Here is a 15,642-nt window from a genome sequence, read left to right as displayed (position 1 = left end):
TTTCGCCAGTATATTTTTAATTAAGGGGGAAGCTATCACAGTTTATCTCTGCCTTTGCCTAAACTAGTAGCATATGAACTCTGGTATTCAAACTCTGCCCAAAGAGGTAGTAAATTTAATCGCTGCTGGTGAGGTGATTGACTCTTTAGCAGCAGTAGTACGAGAGTTAGCGGAAAATGCTCTTGATGCTGGCGCAACCCGTATCTCTGTTTCAGTATGGCCTGAACGATGGCGGGTAAGAGTGGCAGATAATGGTAGTGGCATGAGTTTGGCAGATTTACAAAAAGCTGCATCTGCCCATAGTACTAGCAAAATCCACAGTAGTGATGATTTGTGGAAAATTACCACTCTAGGATTTCGTGGTGAAGCTTTGCGTAGTCTAGCAGCTCTAGCCGAAGTTGAGATTTTGAGCCGACTAGCAGGCATTTCTGACGGTTGGCGAGTAGCTTACGATTCCCAAGGTGAACCAGTACAAACAGAAGCTGCTGCGATCGCTACTGGTACGGTTGTCACGGTTGCTAATTTATTTGGTGCTTGGCCAGTACGTCGCCAGGGTTTACCAACTACACCAAAACAGTTACGGGCAGTACAAACAACCATTCAGCAAATCGCTCTCTGCCATCCCCATATTACTTGGCAAGTACAACAAAGTGGGCGAGAGTGGTTTAGCCTTTGTCCTGGTAAGACAGCACTGCCAATTTTACCTCAAATTCTGAAGCAGTTACGGCAACATGATTTACAGCAGTTGACGCTGGTAGTGCCGACACCGGAACCAGGGGATAGGATTGGGGGAACACTTTTAGAAAATCATCTTGCCAGAAAGCAGACAAATTCTGGGCAAAATTCGTCTTCTACAGGAATTGCACCGTCCACAATTCAGCTAGTATTAGGATTACCGGATCGCTGTCATCGACGACGCCCAGATTGGGTAAAAGTGGCGACAAATGGACGCTTAGTGCGATCGCCTGAGTTGGAACAGACGATTCTTGTTGGTATGGCGCGAACTTTACCACGTGATCGCTATCCGGTTTGTTTTCTCCATCTGCAAACTTGCCCTAGCCAAATTGACTGGAATCGCCATCCTGCTAAGGCAGAAATTTATTTGCATTCCCTTCCTTATTGGCAAGAACAAGTAGCTAATGCTATTGAACAAGCGCTGCGGATTTCTCCCACCAATCACCCAGAAGCTGTTCATTCACAACGGATAGGAAAGCTGCTGAAAGTATCAGAAGAAAAAGGTACTTACCATGTTAGTCGTTCTCTTCAAGCGATGCCTTCAGCAGGAGAAAATACTAGGAAAGCTGGTGAAATTGGACTAATTGAACTACGGGCTGTTGCCCAAGTTCATCATACATATATCCTGGCAGAGCATTCTACAGGCGTGTGGTTGGTAGAACAGCACATTGCCCACGAGCGAGTTTTGTATGAGCAATTGTGCGATCGCTGGCAGCTAGTACCTTTAGTAACTCCAGTGATTCTCAATCGTTTAACATCGGCTCAGCTAGAACAGTTACAGTACCTTGGTGTGGATATCGAACCCTTCGGTGAACAAATGTGGGCAGCACGAAATGCACCCGCAATATTGGCAGATAGAGATGATTGTCGAGATGCCCTGCAAGAACTGAGTTTGGGAGGAGACTTGCAAGGGGCTCAGGTAGCAACCGCTTGCCGTAGTGCTATTCGCAATGGTACTCCGCTAAATTTACCAGAAATGCAGACCCTCTTAGATCAGTGGAAAGCAACTCGTAATCCTCGCACCTGTCCTCACGGACGTCCAATCTATTTATCTTTGGAAGAATCGGCGCTTGCCCGTTTTTTCCGACGTCACTGGGTAATTGGCAAAAGTCATGGGATTTGACTTTGGCGTAGCAGCTACATTGGAGTAGGCAGTGATTCTATTTTTAAGTTTTCCTAATGTTATTGCGACAAAAGATTGCGCATTATTTAGAAGATATTGAAACGCCACCTGGTAGAACAGTCAACTTACTCATTTTGCTACTTATTCTACTGTCTTCAGTTATTTTTGTAGCACAAACCTATCCCCTACCAGATGCTTTTCGTCTTACTCTTAATACTGTTGATACTTCAATTATCGTAATTTTTTTTGCAGAATATTTGTTGCGTCTGTGGTGTGCTGATTCTAAAATAAAGTTTTTTTTAAGCCCGCTTTCTATTATTGATTTATTAGCAATCTTGCCCTTTTTATTGAGAATAACAGATATTCGATTTATTCTTGTCTTTAGATGGTTCAGGATTTTGCGGCTAATTCGTTTTGTTGAATTCAAGTCTTCTTTCTTCAGTATCAGCAATCAAGACAGCCGGATTTTTGCCAGAATATTATTCACCTTGTTTACAATTATTTTCGTTTACTCAGGTCTAATTTATCAAGTTGAGCATCGCAGCAACCCGGAAAATTTTGGCACTTTTTTGGATGCTTTTTACTTTGCCGTAGTAACTATGACAACGGTTGGATTTGGTGATGTCACTCCCTTTTCCGAAATTGGTAAATTATTGACAGTTCTCATGATTTTGACAGGAATTGCTCTAATTCCTTGGCAAGTCGGTGATTTGATTAAGCAGTTACTCAAAACCGCTAACCAAATAGAGACTGTTTGCACCGGTTGTGGTTGGCGATTTCATGATACTGATGCTCAATTTTGTAAAGTTTGTGGTAGTAGATTGGATAAAGCTGAACAGAAAATTTAGCAAATTGCTCCAATTACCTGATTGGGAGTTGTTTCCAGATTTAATTACACCAGTCAACACCTGGAAAATGTAGTGTAGAGGAAAGATGATGACTTGACAAAAGTAAAACGCATTTTATAATGTCACAGCTTGCTCTCTTTGCCTGACTACTAGTGCCAATTTGAGAAGGGGCTATACATCATAGCTTTGGTGATCTCAGTTTCGGATACAATGGAAGGAATGCATAGAACCAGGTAAAACTGCTGTATAAAGTTTTAGCGACTGGGTTGAGGAATATCTAATGAACCAAGAAATTTTTGAGAAAGTCAAAAAAATAGTGGTTGAACAACTAGAAGTTTCAGCCGAAGATGTAACACCGCAATCGAACTTTGCCAACGATCTCAATGCCGACTCTCTAGATACGGTAGAACTCGTAATGGCACTGGAAGAAGAGTTTGATATCGAAATTCCCGATGAGGCAGCTGAACAGATTGCAACGGTCCAAGCTGCTGTAGACTACATCAGTAATAAAGTAGAAGCTCCTGCTTAAAGAAAACTTAGATCTCAACGGAAAGTTCTGCGTTCTGGGCGTTTAAGCCCTCTGATACTGGCATCATGACAAACTTGGAAAAGAAACGCGTTGTTGTTACAGGTCTCGGCGCGATTACACCGATAGGCAATAATCTGACTGAGTATTGGGAAGGGTTGTTGAGCGGTCGCAATGGTATTGGTCTGATTACTTTATTTGACCCTTCTCGGCACGTTTGCCGCATTGCCGGTGAAGTAAAAGGCTACGACCCTCACGAGTATATGGATCGCAAAGAAGCAAAGCGCATGGATCGCTTTGCTCAATTCGGGGTTTCTGCTAGCAAGCAGGCTCTAGCCGATGCCCAGTTCGAGATTAATGACCTGAACGCAGAACAGGTGGGTGTGCTGATTGGCACTGGCGTGGGAGGTCTCAAGGTATTAGAAGACCAGCAGGAGATTTACCTGACTCGAGGTCCTGATCGTTGTAGTCCTTTTATGATTCCGATGATGATTTCCAATATGGCAGCCGGATTGACGGCGATCCATACTGGTGCTAAAGGACCCAATAGCTGCACGGTTACTGCTTGTGCAGCCGGTTCCCATGCTGTAGGGGATGCTTTCCGTCTAGTGCAGCGAGGTTACGCCCAAGCAATGATTTGTGGTGGTACAGAAGCGGCTGTTACCCCCTTATCCCTAGCTGGGTTCGCAGCAGCGCGAGCGCTCTCCACCCGTAACGAAACTCCAGAAGTAGCATGTCGTCCCTTTGACGTGGCTCGTGATGGCTTTGTCATGGGTGAAGGATCGGGCATCTTGCTACTTGAAGAACTAGAACATGCCAAGAGCCGTGGCGCTCGAATTTACGGGGAAATCGTCGGCTACGGTATGACCTGTGATGCCCATCACATGACCTCGCCAGTACCGGGTGGGGAAGGTGCTGCTAGGGCCATGCAACTGGCAATGAAAGACGCTGGTTTAAGTCCGGAGCAGGTGAACTACATCAATGCTCACGGTACTAGTACACCAGCAAATGACTCAACTGAAACAGCAGCAATTAAAAGAGCTTTAGGAGAACAGGCTTATAAAGTAGCAATTAGCTCCACCAAATCAATGACAGGACACCTGCTGGGTGGTTCTGGTGGCATTGAGGCAGTGGCTTGTGTGATGGTAGTAGCCAAGGATCAAGTGCCACCAACGATTAACTTAGAAAACCCCGATCCTGCCTGCGATCTTGATTATGTGCCTAATTACAGCCGTCCGATGAATGTAGAAGTGGCACTTTCCAATTCCTTTGGGTTTGGTGGTCACAATGTGACACTAGTATTCAAAAAATATAGGCAAGAAGCTTGAAGGCGCTACTGCCAAAGGTAAACTCTGCTAAAAGAACTCCTCAACATAAAGGGAGAAAGTATCTAGAGTAAGGGTAATTAAAAAGAAGGGGAAGGGGAAATTGTGCAAACGATTTTCCCTATGACCTTTTTCCACCACAGCTCTCCGTAACCTAATCTTTGATCATTTATAATTGCCCCCTATCGATCCCCAATTCTTGCTCATCGATTCCGATAATGGGATGATGAGAGCATAGCCTTTGGGCAACCGAGAGCCATTGAGTTCTAGCTCACACACATCTCGTGCTAAACGTTAATTAACCAGAGTCATCAAATCGAAATTATGGCCGTTGCAACCCAATCTCTCGAAGAACTTTGCATTAACTCCATTCGCTTTCTGGCAATTGACGCCGTAGAAAAGGCAAATTCTGGTCATCCAGGGCTGCCAATGGGCGCGGCTCCGATGGGCTTTGTGCTTTGGGATCGCATTATGCGGTACAACCCCAAAAATCCTAAGTGGCCCAATCGGGATCGCTTCGTCTTGTCCGCTGGTCACGGTTGTATGTTGCAGTACGCCCTGCTTCATCTGACTGGCTATGACAGCGTTACTCTTGACGATATCAAGCAGTTTAGACAGTGGGAATCAAAAACTCCTGGTCACCCGGAAAACTTTCAGACTGAAGGCGTTGAAGTAACTACAGGGCCTTTGGGACAAGGAATAGCTAATGCCGTGGGCTTGGCAATGGCAGAGGCACACTTAGCAGCTAAATTTAACAAACCAGATTGTCAAATTATTGACCACTACACCTACGCAATTCTGGGTGACGGTTGCAACATGGAAGGTGTCTCGGGCGAAGCTTGTTCACTGGCGGGTCACTTGGGCCTGGGCAAGCTGATTGCTCTGTATGATGACAACCATATCTCGATCGACGGCTCAACAGACCTCTCTTTTACCGAAGACGTTGGCAAGCGTTTTGAAGCTTACGGTTGGCATGTACAACACGTACCAGACGGTAACACCAATCTGGAAGCCATTGAGCAAGCAATTAAAGCGGCCAAGGCTGTTACCGATAAGCCTTCCTTAATTAAAGTAACCACCATTATTGGTTACGGTTCCCCCAACAAAGCCAACTCTCACGATGTTCACGGTGCTGCCCTAGGCGGGGATGAAGTCAAAGCAACTCGTGAGAACATGGGATGGAAGTATCCAGAATTTGAAGTGCCAGAAGATGCTCTCTCCCACTTCCGTAAAGCAGTTGATCGGGGTGCACAGTACGAACAAGAGTGGAATTCCCTCTTCACCCGGTACAAGGCTGAATACTCAGAAGAAGCAGCCGTACTAGAACGGATGCTCAGCGGTAAATTACCAGAAGGCTGGGAGAAAGCGCTGCCTACTTACACACCAAAAGATAAAAAGGATGCTACTCGCAACCAATCTGGTGCAACCCTCAATGCCATAGCGGGAGTATTGCCAGAACTGATCGGTGGTTCTGCTGATTTGGCTCCTTCCAACAAGACTTTGCTGAAATCTTCCCAAGATTTCCAAAAAGGTCACTACGAAAATCGTAACCTGCGCTTTGGTGTTCGTGAGCATGGCATGGGTGCAATTTGCAATGGTATGGCTCTGCATGGCTCAGGCTTGATTCCCTACGGAGCCACGTTCCTGGTGTTTACCGACTACATGCGTGGTGCGATTCGCCTCTCAGCCCTTTCTCAGGCTGGCGTAATCTGGGTAATGACCCACGACTCGGTAGGACTAGGTGAAGATGGTCCGACCCACCAACCCGTTGAGCATATCCCTTCTCTGCGGATGATTCCTGACTTAGTAGTGATTCGCCCGGCAGATGGAAATGAGACTTCTGGAGCTTATAAAGCTGCCATTGAGAAGGCAAAACCTAAGACAGGAAAAGCCCAGCCAACACTGCTAGCGCTATCGCGGCAAGGTTTGCCCAACTTGGAGGGTAGTTCCATTGAAAATACCCTCAAAGGGGCTTATATCCTCTCGGATAGCGATGGTACTCCTGAAATTATCTTGATAGGCACAGGCTCGGAAGTCTTCCTCTGCGTTGATGCAGCCGTGAAGTTGCGGGCAGAAGGCAAGAAAGTCCGTGTTGTCTCCATGCCTAGTTGGGAACTGTTTGAGGATCAAGATGAAGCTTATCGTCAATCCGTGTTCCCGAAAGCTGTTACCAAGCGCTTAGCTGTAGAAGCAGCTGTTAGCTTCGGCTGGTGCCGTTATGTTGGCTCGGAAGGTACTACGATCAGTATTGACACCTTCGGTGTTTCCTCTCCTGGCCCACTGGCGATGGAGAAGCTTGGCTACACAGTTGATAATGTCGTAGCTAAAGCAAAATCACTGCTGGGGTAATGGCGTAATCTTGAGCTACCTGCTCTCAGGGCAGCATAGAGAAATAGAAAGACACAGGGGCGAGTTAAGATTTGGTTAGACCAACTAAACCCGCCCCTCAATTTTATCTAGACTAGTTGCTTGCCTTATTTTGTTAGACCATAACGGCGTCGGGTTTGGCGTTGAGAGCTACCATATTCAAGTTGTGTTGCTCCTTCTTCTAACTGTATCGACAAGTCAATCATCATGCGGGCATAACGAATAGTATCCGTTAGCCCCCCTTCGGTTACTGGATAGCTATAGCGAGGGTAAGCTTCTTTTGGGTGCTGCCACCGCAACCACAGCCTTTGGTTAATCAGCTTCGTGCTAATTAACCAGTTCCGGTATCGGATTGGTTGTAACTTCAGACTGGTATCAGAACCGCGTGATGTTCTGGACATTCCCACTATTCTCATTCAATGATCTACTTGATGAAGAGATTTTTGTTAGTCAGAAAACTCTCTTCAACACTATCCTTGATTGTCCTAGCTAAAACCTAATAGGTCACGTGTGACCTCAGTTAAGAGCAGATTGGTGGGTTAGTTGTTTTTTTAGGTTTTTCTCTTGCTAGTATTTTTCACTATATTATGAGTATAACTGATGATTTTAATATGTTTTAACTTTTAAAAGTTAGGCAACTCACTCAATCTTGAGGAATAAGCAGCTAAGAAGATCCTCGCTAATAGGCTACTTATTCCTGTGTTTTGTGGGAAAAGTAAAGTAGTTTCGACAAGAAAATTGCCAGTACAAAAGCAGCAACCTGATTAACAGGATGATCGTTGGCAAAAGAGTATTATTGGCTAATTCCCAAGAATAAACTCAGGCCGTCTGTATACCCTAAGAGACTATCTGAGGCTCTTTCTGGGTGGGGCATCATACCCAAAACTTTGCCAGTTCGATCGCAAACTCCCGCAATGTTGTTGATTGAACCATTGGGATTACTAGTATCATTCGCTTCACCAGTAACTGTGCAGTAACGAAACAGTACTTGCTGGTTATCTTCCAGGGATTTCAAGGTATCAGCATCGGCATAGTAGCGACCTTCGCCGTGGGCAATTGGCAGGGTAATTACTTGACCGACGGAGTAAGCTGATGTCCAACTGAGGTCGCTGCGTTCCACTTTTACCGGCAGGCGATCGCAAATAAAATGTAAGTCACGATTCCGGATAAGTGCCCCCGGCAAAAGTCCGATTTCCGTCAGTACTTGAAAACCATTACAGATACCAAGGACAAACTTACCCAGCTTGGCAAACTCCACCACCTGTCGCATTACTGGTGAGAATTGAGCAATTGCCCCACAACGCAGATAGTCACCATAGCTGAAGCCACCAGGAATCACCACGACATCTAAATCAGAAATATCGGTTTCCTGATGCCAAACCATCCGCGTTGAGTAGCCGAGCAAATTATGAGTAACATGAGCGACATCGCGATCGCAGTTCGACCCAGGAAAAACCACAATGCCGAATTTCATACCGATGTACCCATCTCTACACTCACCTCAATCAGATCAAATCGGTAATTTTCGATCACCGGATTTGCTAATAGCTGCTGGCAGATTTCTTCTAGCTGTTGTCGTGCCGTGTTTTCTTCACCAGCAGAGATCATCAGCTCAATATACTTACCAATGCGTACCTGCTCGACTTTTTTGTAACCCAACTGCTTGATTCCTGACTCAAGAGCTACGCCTGCTGGGTCTAAGACCGAGGGGCGAAGGGTAACATAGATGCGAGCTTGATATTTGTGAATCACAAGTCCCCCCTGAATTTAAGAAAGCCTTATTTTAAGTTTGAGTCACAAAGGTCTCAAAATAACCAGAAATTTCTAGTTTACTGAGAAAGAAGGAAGACAATGAAACTCCAGCGCACCCGCTCTCAAGAGCGAATTTTGAAACTACTCAAAACCTTGAACCGCTCTATCTCTGCCCAAGAGCTGTTTATCGAGTTACGCAATCGTGACCAGACTCTGGGTCTAGCAACGGTGTATCGTGGTCTCGAAGCCTTGAAGCTCGAAGGAGTAGTGCAAGTGCGAACACTAGCAACTGGAGAATCACTCTACAGTTCCTTACAAAGTGACCAACATCATCTCACTTGTCTCAATTGCGGACGTTCCATTCCCATTAGTGAATGCCCAGTCCACCAACTAGAGAGACAACTGCAAGCAGACCACCACTTCAAGATCTACTATCATACCCTAGAGTTTTTCGGACTATGCAGTCGCTGTGCGACCGATAACGGCACCGAGCCATGATGGGTGATAACTGAAAACTCTTGCCTTGTGGAGCAGATATCTCTCCCCAAGAACTGAGATCATTAGTACTCACCTCACTCATTAATCAACAAACTAACGGTCTATCTTATCAAGATCCAGACGCAGTTGATTAATACTGCTCTGCTCACCATTACCAATTATGGAGCGCATCCCCTCAATGGTTGCAGGAATACTACGAGGATCAATGAACATTACCTTGCTGCTTTCACTGCTGCCAATCTGAGAACCCATCTCTAGATAATTCTGGGCAAGTAAGAACTGGAGTGATTCCCGAGCATTAGGGTCACTATTGATGGCATCGGTAACAATTTGCATTGCCTCAGAGGTTGCCTGCGCCTTAAGGACTTGCTGCTGACGTTCTGCCTGAGCTTTGAGGATAATCGTCTTCTGTTGTGCCTCTGCTTGTAAAATAGCTGCCTTTTGACGGGCTTCAGCATCCAGTACTTGGGCTTCTGCTTGCCCTCTAGCCGTATTAACCGCAGATTCCCGATCCCCTTCAGAAGTCAAAATTGCCGCCCGCTTTCTGCGTTCTGCCGACATTTGCAACTCCATCGAGTCCTGCACCGCTTTAGAAGGGACAATATCTCGCAGTTCTACCCGCGTAACTTTAACTCCCCAAGGATCTGTGGCAATATCTAACTCCCGCAGCAAAATTTCATTGACCTCAGCACGGGCTGTAAAAGTTTGGTCTAGCTCGAGTGTACCCATTTCTGAGCGAATCTGAGTCAACACCAGATTCTGCATCGCTATTTTGAGGTTTTCGACCTTATAGTAGGATTTTTCCATATCCACAATTCGCCAGTAAACCACAGCGTCAACTGTAATGGAAACATTATCACGAGTAATACATTGCTGAGGTGGGATATCGATTACTTTTTCTCGAATAGTTTCCTGGAAAACCACCCGATCAAGAACAGGGAGGAGAAAGTTAAGACCTGGTTGTAGTTTCTTTCCACTATACTTTCCTAACCTTTCCACTAAGGCTTCATTGCCTTGATTGACAATCTTAACAGAGCTAGCTATTCCCGAACCGCCAAGAACTAAAACAATCAGCCAACCGAAAAATTCTCCCATCTTAGACCTCCTAAATTATTTGGTAGTTTAATGTGTCAATACTGCTTAGCAATTGGTAAAGTATCCCTATAACCAAAGAAGAGCGGTCTAATGTCTGCGGTCTTTGAGGGTCAAGATCTCAGAGTTTGACTACAGCCTAAAGTGAAAAACTTCTGTGCGTCTACCTAGGGACTCTAAAAAAAATTTAATCATCTACTAATTTCTGAGGAACTACAAACAAAGTGGTGCCTTCCCTTCTAACTACATAGACTTTTTCCTTGGGTGAGATCGCTACTCCATAGTCTTCACAACGAGCACGCCAGGAAATTCCTTCATAAACCACCCGTCCGGCCTCCCCAGGGGGGATTTCTGTCAAGGCTTGGGCTTCAATCTCATCGAGTTTTTTCACGCCTCTGGTAACGGGCAAGATCCGACGGGATAAAAAGACAAACCCCGTAGAAAGTAACAGCCACAGCACTACTTGCACACTTAAAACTGTCGGCACCACAGAAATGACAAAAGCCACCAAAAAAGCGCTGATTCCCATCAGGAAAGCTACAAAAGCCGTTGGCAGAAACACCTCCATTAAACAAAGAATTGACCCTGCCAGTAGCCAGAGGATAGCAGGACTTAGCTGTGACATATCAACATTGGGTGTAGGGTAAGTTTAGTGAGTGGATCAATTAGCTGCATTTTTGGTTTGGGGAGACTCTTAGAGAAGGGAAAAATCAAGGGGCGAGTATTGCTCGTTGCCGAAGAGTTAAATTCTTCTTCCCCAATTGCGATATGCGCCCAGATTAATTGGCTGATATATTAATTCCAGCTTCGGTTTGGTCGGTTACGGTCAAACTAGTTAAGTAGTCATACCTGGAGCTGGAATGAGAGTACTCATCGCTAGTAATCTGTGCCAATTTACGAAGCTGTCTGGCTAAGTTAGTCCCCCTGAACACAGAGCAGTATTTTTCTTTAGCCTGTTAATTCCTTAAGGCACATTGGCATCATTGGGTGAAAAGGAGGAAATTTTCCAGATTACAGTTCCAATTTAACTTAGCAGTTTGGAATTTGACCTTACGGCAGCAAATTAACTTAATTGTTTTATTAAACCGGTTTTAAATTTATGAGTAGTAACAAGCCGCTGATGAATCGCTATCTTTGGGCAGTTGGTTCAGTTACAGAACTTCCTATTAAGTCCGGAGAACTAATCGCAGAGAGATACAGGATAGTTGCACCACAAATTTGGCAAGATTTGCAACCCCAACTACCAGCGCAAATGCCGGAACAACCCAATAGCCAGATTCTCCCTTACCTACGCTTGTATCCCCACCGGCTTCATGTTCCAGAAGTTTATGGGGTATGCCAGTTGCAGGGAGAGACTTTTCTAGGAACTCCCGCGCAGAATACAGTAGTCACATTGCTAGAGAATGTACCGATTGACCCCAATGGTGAGCTATATCCTTCACTGAAGTCAATGTGGCCTCAGGCTTCGCCAGTGCGTCAGATTTACTGGCTGTGGCAGATTCTAGAGTTGTGGAAACCACTGGAAGAATTCGGTGTAGCTTCAAGTCTTTTAGTTGCAGAAAATCTTCGGGTTGAAGGATGGCGGGTGCGACTGCGAGAACTTTATACGAGTGCCGTAGAAGACACACATAGAGAAGCAGGGGTTACTGCGACTATTAACCAGGCACAGGATCAGGACTCACCAGAAGCTGGAACAGTGCCTGGTGTAGCTGCAGCATTACTCACACCCCGCAGCAACACTAGTCTCCGAGAATTAGGAGCGTGTTGGGAGTCTTGGTGTCGTAAGGCTTCAGCATCGGTGGCAGATAGGCTACAGGGGATTATTGGAGAGTTACAAAGGGAAAAGCCATCCTTAAAAGCGATCGCTTCTCAACTCAATCGGCTATTGCTAGAACAAGCCTCCCTCCAACCTCTGCGCTTAACAGTAGCTGGTGCTACGGATTCTGGACCTCAACAGAACCACAACGAAGATAGCTGCTACCCTACCATCGCTGACTTGCCCGAAGATCCAGAAGACCCTCGAGACCCCTTGATTCCCCATTTGTCAATTGTGTGTGATGGTATTGGTGGACATGAAGGTGGAGAAGTGGCTAGCCAGCTAGCGGTACAGTCAGTCAAACTTCAAGTGCGAGGACTACTAGCAGAGTTAACTCAAGATCCGGAAATTATGACGCCGGATTTGGTAGCGCAGCAGCTAGAAGCAATCATTCGGGTGGCGAATAACTTGATTGCCTCTCGCAACGATGAACAAGAACGAGAGTCCCGCCGTCGTATGGGAACCACTTTAATTATGGCATTACAGTTGCCACAGGTGGTGGAGACAGCCAATGGCAGGGGTAATAGTCACGAACTCTATATCGCCAATGTGGGAGATAGCCGCGCCTACTGGATGACACCTCGTTACTGCCAGCAACTGACAGTGGATAATGATGTGGCAGCGAGGGAAGTCAAGATGGGGCATTCTCTGTATCGGCAGGCGTTGGCACGTCCAGATGCTGGTGCTCTTACCCAAGCAGTGGGAACCAGGGATGCCGAGTTATTACGTCCTACGGTACGCAGATTTATTTTAGAGGAAGACGGCTTGTTGCTGTTATGTTCTGATGGTCTTTCCGACAACCAATTAGTTGAGCGATTTTGTGCTGATTATCCAAAGGATGTTTTCAGTGGCAAACTTCCGATGGAAGCAGCCCTGAAGTCTTTAATTAGCTTGGCTAATCAACAGAATGGTCACGATAATACTTCGGTAGTTCTCACTTATTGTGCTGTTTCTCCTCAGTATCCTGTAGTCTTAAATCTTGGAGAAAGTCCAGTACCTGGCCACACTATAGATGTCACTTTAGAGACTGAACTAATGGCGAATGCTCAAGCAAATGAGTCTGATTCTAGTGCCATTGTTAAAGCGGAAGTAGTCAAACCCGCAACTGCAACAGCAGGTGATTTACCTAAAGTAATTTTGGGATTGGCAGGGGTATTATTGGTGCTATTTTCTGCTGGTGCTGCTGTATTAACGGCCCAGTGGCTACTCAATCCTGAGGGGTTTACTCGCATGCGCGATCGCTTCTTACCACCTCAGCAGGAACAAGTACCTGAGTCTGAGGAAGTAACAACGCCAACTTCCGAGGAATAGTTAGGGGTTTTGGGGGACATTGGGCAGGTATGGAGGTTGCTGTAGTCCAGTTCTTCTAAGCATTTAAGAGTTGCCGCTTCGACAATAGATTCTGGGATGTTGCTCATTTCCATCCTTGGGGTGGATTATTGGGAATTGCTAGTTTGGAGGATTCCGGAGATCTTGCCCAGGAGTTAAAGAAGCACGAAATTGTTTTAGACTCATCCTCAAAATCCAGGCGCTGACTAACTCCAAAAATAATCCAAAAGTCAAAGTTAAGACTCGTAAAGGTTGAATAGATGATTTTTGTTGTTGTCCCTTATAGAATCCTATTGGTTGATGAATTAATTTACTTTTTATTTGTTCAAGGGTAAAATCAAACGTTTCCTCATCAGTAAATATGCTAACTCTATCATTATGACAATCAATGGATTTAATAACGGGAAAACCATAGGTGTAAAAAAATTGTTTTTCTCGAAAAAATTTGCCTTCAAAGAAAGTAACGGAGTACGAATAAGCTACAGTTGCACCTCCATTTCCTTCGTATAATCTAATAGTGGTTTCTGTTTCTGTAGAGGGAATTTGGCATTGTGCCATTAATGTCTCTAATTGAGGGTTTCCAAATACATTTCGTTCTGATAATAGCAACTTAATTCCCCAGATGGCTAAAATCAGGGCTAGAAGTCCTAGAATTAACGCTGAAGCTTTTCTCATTTAGAAATTCGTGATTTTAGAATAATTTTTCAGACTTTGGAATAGCCTGCTATCTCATGATCACGTATGATCACAATTTCATCTAATCAGAGTTTTCGAGAAATCCCTAAAAGCGTCATAATAAAGTTATTGTGCATCTTAATAGGCGATGGATAGCATTCGCGTAACTAACATTCGTTGCTATGGCTACACAGGTTATCTGCCAGAAGAACAGGTACTCGGACAATGGTTTGAAGTGAATCTAACAATGTGGCTCGATTTGACAGATGCGGGTAAAAGTGATGAAATTACCGACACCCTGGATTACCGCGCTGCAATTGACAGAGTTAAGCAGACAGTGAAAACCTCGAAGTTTGCCTTAGTCGAAAAACTCGCCAACGCGATCGCTGATGCCATCTTAGAATTAGATAAGGTGCAGCAAGTTCAGGTACAGCTAAGCAAACCCGCTGCCCCCATCCCTGATTTTGGCGGCACAATTACTATTGACATCACTAGAAGCCGTTAATCTATTTTCCGGCGCATTTCTCCGACAATTGTCATGCACCCTTTTTGGCGATAATTCTACAGAGGAAAACTATAAACTAAAGTTGTTTGTAAATCAGCATTGTAAGTCGCTTCATTAGCATTGATAAGCACAACGGCGCTAGTTCCATCGGGAGATAAGCGCACTTCTCGGATAGAATATTTTCTCACTGCCTCGCGGTAATTGTTTAACTTACCTAGAGTTAACTGACGATAATTGTAATTAATTATCAGCCGCATTGAAGCTCGATCTACATCAGAAGTACCCCCCGATAAAACTGAAGGAATATAGTTTTGCTCCAGGCGAATTTGTAGAGGTTCTTTTTGAGTACTTACTAGGAATTTTTTTGTTTCAGTGCCATCTGGCTCAACTGAACGATAAATATTGGGTAATCTTCGTCCTAATTTCAGTTGATTGAGTCCTAAATCCCGTCTTATTTGCGCAGTTTGACTGAGTAAATTATCTTCAGCATTTTTAGGAGTAAGATTGGCAACAGAGCGGTTATAGTCGGTTTCTAGGCAACCATTACTCACACAGGAGTTGGTATCTACATTGAGAATTTGTATTTTGGCAATAGGAACTTTCGTAACTGAATTCTGAGTGCTTTCCAGATAGATATAGTGATTACTATCTAAAGAAAAACCTGACAAGCGACGAGACATTTTGAGAACAATTGCCCATACTTGCGAATCAAAAAGAAGAAGGGTGCTAACAAGGAACAAAATTGAAAATAAAGAAAAACGCTTCATGATGATTTGACGTTTTTAACGATATTAATAACAATCATAATTGTTGTGAGGACAGTTAGAGGAAAAATGACTTATCGCATTTTAAGCTTAGATGGCGGTGGAATTAGAGGCATAATTGCGGCTGTAACTTTAGCAGAAGTCGAGAGAGAAATTAACAAACCCTTAAATGAACATTTTGATTTAATTGCAGCAACTTCCACCGGATAAATCCTAGCTACAGCTATTGCTACGGGAGGCAGCAGCAAGGAGATTATTCAACTGCATAAACAATTGTTGAATAACTT

The 15,642-nt window shown here is 44.7% G+C and carries 16 protein-coding genes; 9 read left to right on the top strand and 7 right to left on the bottom strand.

The window, feature by feature from the left end; genetic code table 11:
* The first annotated feature begins 73 nt into the window (after nt 1-73).
* The 5 genes from mutL (at nt 74) to tkt (ending at nt 6,906) form a co-directional block, all read left to right on the top strand.
* Nucleotides 74-1,858 carry a DNA mismatch repair endonuclease MutL gene (gene mutL / locus ACT7WV_RS09030; protein WP_445102588.1) on the top strand — a complete coding sequence of 595 codons (1,785 nt, stop codon included), beginning with the start codon at nt 74-76 and terminating at the stop codon, nt 1,856-1,858.
* A gap of 56 nt (nt 1,859-1,914) precedes the next feature.
* A complete protein-coding gene (locus ACT7WV_RS09025; RefSeq protein WP_445102587.1) occupies nt 1,915-2,706 on the top strand; it encodes an ion transporter in 792 nt (263 codons plus the stop codon).
* A 280-nt stretch (nt 2,707-2,986) separates the two neighbouring features.
* The gene (acpP, locus tag ACT7WV_RS09020) at nt 2,987-3,235 is read left to right on the top strand and encodes an acyl carrier protein (RefSeq protein WP_445102586.1); all 249 of its coding nucleotides are present in this window, start codon (nt 2,987-2,989) and stop codon (nt 3,233-3,235) included.
* 65 nt (nt 3,236-3,300) lie between these two features.
* Entirely contained in the window at nt 3,301-4,560 is a 1,260-nt protein-coding gene (gene fabF, locus ACT7WV_RS09015; protein ID WP_445102585.1) for a beta-ketoacyl-ACP synthase II, read from the top strand.
* A gap of 321 nt (nt 4,561-4,881) precedes the next feature.
* Entirely contained in the window at nt 4,882-6,906 is a 2,025-nt protein-coding gene (gene tkt / locus ACT7WV_RS09010; RefSeq protein ID WP_445102584.1) for a transketolase, read from the top strand.
* A 125-nt stretch (nt 6,907-7,031) separates the two neighbouring features.
* Here tkt and ACT7WV_RS09005 read toward each other — a convergent pair whose 3' ends face one another.
* From ACT7WV_RS09005 to purS, 3 genes are all read right to left on the bottom strand, one after another.
* Nucleotides 7,032-7,325, bottom strand: coding sequence for a hypothetical protein (locus ACT7WV_RS09005; protein ID WP_445102583.1), 294 nt, complete (start codon nt 7,323-7,325; stop codon nt 7,032-7,034).
* Nucleotides 7,326-7,717: 392 nt separating this feature from the next.
* Nucleotides 7,718-8,398: a phosphoribosylformylglycinamidine synthase subunit PurQ gene (gene purQ / locus ACT7WV_RS09000; RefSeq protein ID WP_445102582.1), complete on the bottom strand. Its 681-nt coding sequence runs from the start codon at nt 8,396-8,398 to the stop codon at nt 7,718-7,720.
* Nucleotides 8,395-8,676: a phosphoribosylformylglycinamidine synthase subunit PurS gene (gene purS, locus ACT7WV_RS08995; RefSeq protein ID WP_445102581.1), complete on the bottom strand. Its 282-nt coding sequence runs from the start codon at nt 8,674-8,676 to the stop codon at nt 8,395-8,397. Before purS ends, purQ begins: the two co-directional genes overlap by 4 nt.
* 99 nt (nt 8,677-8,775) lie before the next feature.
* On the opposite strand from purS, the gene ACT7WV_RS08990 reads away from it, so the two are divergent.
* Complete coding sequence (locus ACT7WV_RS08990) at nt 8,776-9,174, top strand: Fur family transcriptional regulator (protein ID WP_445102580.1); 399 nt, start codon at nt 8,776-8,778, stop codon at nt 9,172-9,174.
* Nucleotides 9,175-9,267: 93 nt separating this feature from the next.
* Here the strand turns inward: ACT7WV_RS08990 and ACT7WV_RS08985 are convergent, their stop codons facing one another.
* Together ACT7WV_RS08985 and ACT7WV_RS08980 are read right to left on the bottom strand one after the other, a co-directional pair.
* Nucleotides 9,268-10,269 carry an SPFH domain-containing protein gene (locus tag ACT7WV_RS08985; RefSeq protein ID WP_445102579.1) on the bottom strand — a complete coding sequence of 334 codons (1,002 nt, stop codon included), beginning with the start codon at nt 10,267-10,269 and terminating at the stop codon, nt 9,268-9,270.
* 184 nt (nt 10,270-10,453) lie between these two features.
* Nucleotides 10,454-10,891, bottom strand: coding sequence for an NfeD family protein (locus ACT7WV_RS08980; RefSeq protein WP_445102578.1), 438 nt, complete (start codon nt 10,889-10,891; stop codon nt 10,454-10,456).
* A gap of 474 nt (nt 10,892-11,365) precedes the next feature.
* Between ACT7WV_RS08980 and ACT7WV_RS08975 the strand changes: the two genes are divergently transcribed.
* Nucleotides 11,366-13,393: a protein phosphatase 2C domain-containing protein gene (locus ACT7WV_RS08975; RefSeq protein WP_445102577.1), complete on the top strand. Its 2,028-nt coding sequence runs from the start codon at nt 11,366-11,368 to the stop codon at nt 13,391-13,393.
* A 138-nt stretch (nt 13,394-13,531) separates the two neighbouring features.
* On the opposite strand, the gene ACT7WV_RS08970 is transcribed toward ACT7WV_RS08975, so the two are convergent.
* Entirely contained in the window at nt 13,532-14,086 is a 555-nt protein-coding gene (locus ACT7WV_RS08970; protein WP_445102576.1) for a hypothetical protein, read from the bottom strand.
* A 148-nt stretch (nt 14,087-14,234) separates the two neighbouring features.
* Here ACT7WV_RS08970 and folB point away from each other — a divergent pair, with 148 nt between their 5' ends.
* On the top strand, nt 14,235-14,591 hold the full coding sequence (gene folB / locus ACT7WV_RS08965; RefSeq protein WP_445102575.1) for a dihydroneopterin aldolase: 357 nt from the start codon (nt 14,235-14,237) through the stop codon (nt 14,589-14,591).
* Nucleotides 14,592-14,647: 56 nt separating this feature from the next.
* On the opposite strand, the gene ACT7WV_RS08960 is transcribed toward folB, so the two are convergent.
* Nucleotides 14,648-15,358, bottom strand: a complete 711-nt coding sequence (locus tag ACT7WV_RS08960) for a DUF2259 domain-containing protein (protein WP_445102574.1) — start codon at nt 15,356-15,358, stop codon at nt 14,648-14,650.
* A 66-nt stretch (nt 15,359-15,424) separates the two neighbouring features.
* Here ACT7WV_RS08960 and ACT7WV_RS08955 point away from each other — a divergent pair, with 66 nt between their 5' ends.
* Entirely contained in the window at nt 15,425-15,565 is a 141-nt protein-coding gene (locus ACT7WV_RS08955) for a patatin-like phospholipase family protein (RefSeq protein WP_445102573.1), read from the top strand.
* The last annotated feature ends 77 nt before the right edge of the window (nt 15,566-15,642 follow it).

The sequence above is a fragment of the Symploca atlantica LB2515 genome, assembly GCF_052546295.1.
This window is presented reverse-complemented; position numbering and strand designations above follow the sequence as displayed.

Excerpts from the sequence above, each read along its gene's own strand:
- purQ (WP_445102582.1), bottom strand. The coding sequence starts at position 8,398 with ATGAAATTCGGCATTGTGGTTTTTCCTGGGTCGAACTGCGATCGCGAT.
- ACT7WV_RS08955 (WP_445102573.1), top strand. The coding sequence starts at position 15,425 with ATGACTTATCGCATTTTAAGCTTAGATGGCGGTGGAATTAGAGGCATA.
- ACT7WV_RS08980 (WP_445102578.1), bottom strand. The coding sequence starts at position 10,891 with ATGTCACAGCTAAGTCCTGCTATCCTCTGGCTACTGGCAGGGTCAATT.
- tkt (WP_445102584.1), top strand. The coding sequence starts at position 4,882 with ATGGCCGTTGCAACCCAATCTCTCGAAGAACTTTGCATTAACTCCATT.
- ACT7WV_RS09025 (WP_445102587.1), top strand. The coding sequence starts at position 1,915 with ATGTTATTGCGACAAAAGATTGCGCATTATTTAGAAGATATTGAAACG.
- ACT7WV_RS08985 (WP_445102579.1), bottom strand. The coding sequence starts at position 10,269 with ATGGGAGAATTTTTCGGTTGGCTGATTGTTTTAGTTCTTGGCGGTTCG.
- fabF (WP_445102585.1), top strand. The coding sequence starts at position 3,301 with ATGACAAACTTGGAAAAGAAACGCGTTGTTGTTACAGGTCTCGGCGCG.
- ACT7WV_RS08975 (WP_445102577.1), top strand. The coding sequence starts at position 11,366 with ATGAGTAGTAACAAGCCGCTGATGAATCGCTATCTTTGGGCAGTTGGT.
- ACT7WV_RS08970 (WP_445102576.1), bottom strand. The coding sequence starts at position 14,086 with ATGAGAAAAGCTTCAGCGTTAATTCTAGGACTTCTAGCCCTGATTTTA.
- acpP (WP_445102586.1), top strand. The coding sequence starts at position 2,987 with ATGAACCAAGAAATTTTTGAGAAAGTCAAAAAAATAGTGGTTGAACAA.
- ACT7WV_RS08960 (WP_445102574.1), bottom strand. The coding sequence starts at position 15,358 with ATGAAGCGTTTTTCTTTATTTTCAATTTTGTTCCTTGTTAGCACCCTT.
- ACT7WV_RS08990 (WP_445102580.1), top strand. The coding sequence starts at position 8,776 with ATGAAACTCCAGCGCACCCGCTCTCAAGAGCGAATTTTGAAACTACTC.
- mutL (WP_445102588.1), top strand. The coding sequence starts at position 74 with ATGAACTCTGGTATTCAAACTCTGCCCAAAGAGGTAGTAAATTTAATC.
- folB (WP_445102575.1), top strand. The coding sequence starts at position 14,235 with ATGGATAGCATTCGCGTAACTAACATTCGTTGCTATGGCTACACAGGT.
- ACT7WV_RS09005 (WP_445102583.1), bottom strand. The coding sequence starts at position 7,325 with ATGTCCAGAACATCACGCGGTTCTGATACCAGTCTGAAGTTACAACCA.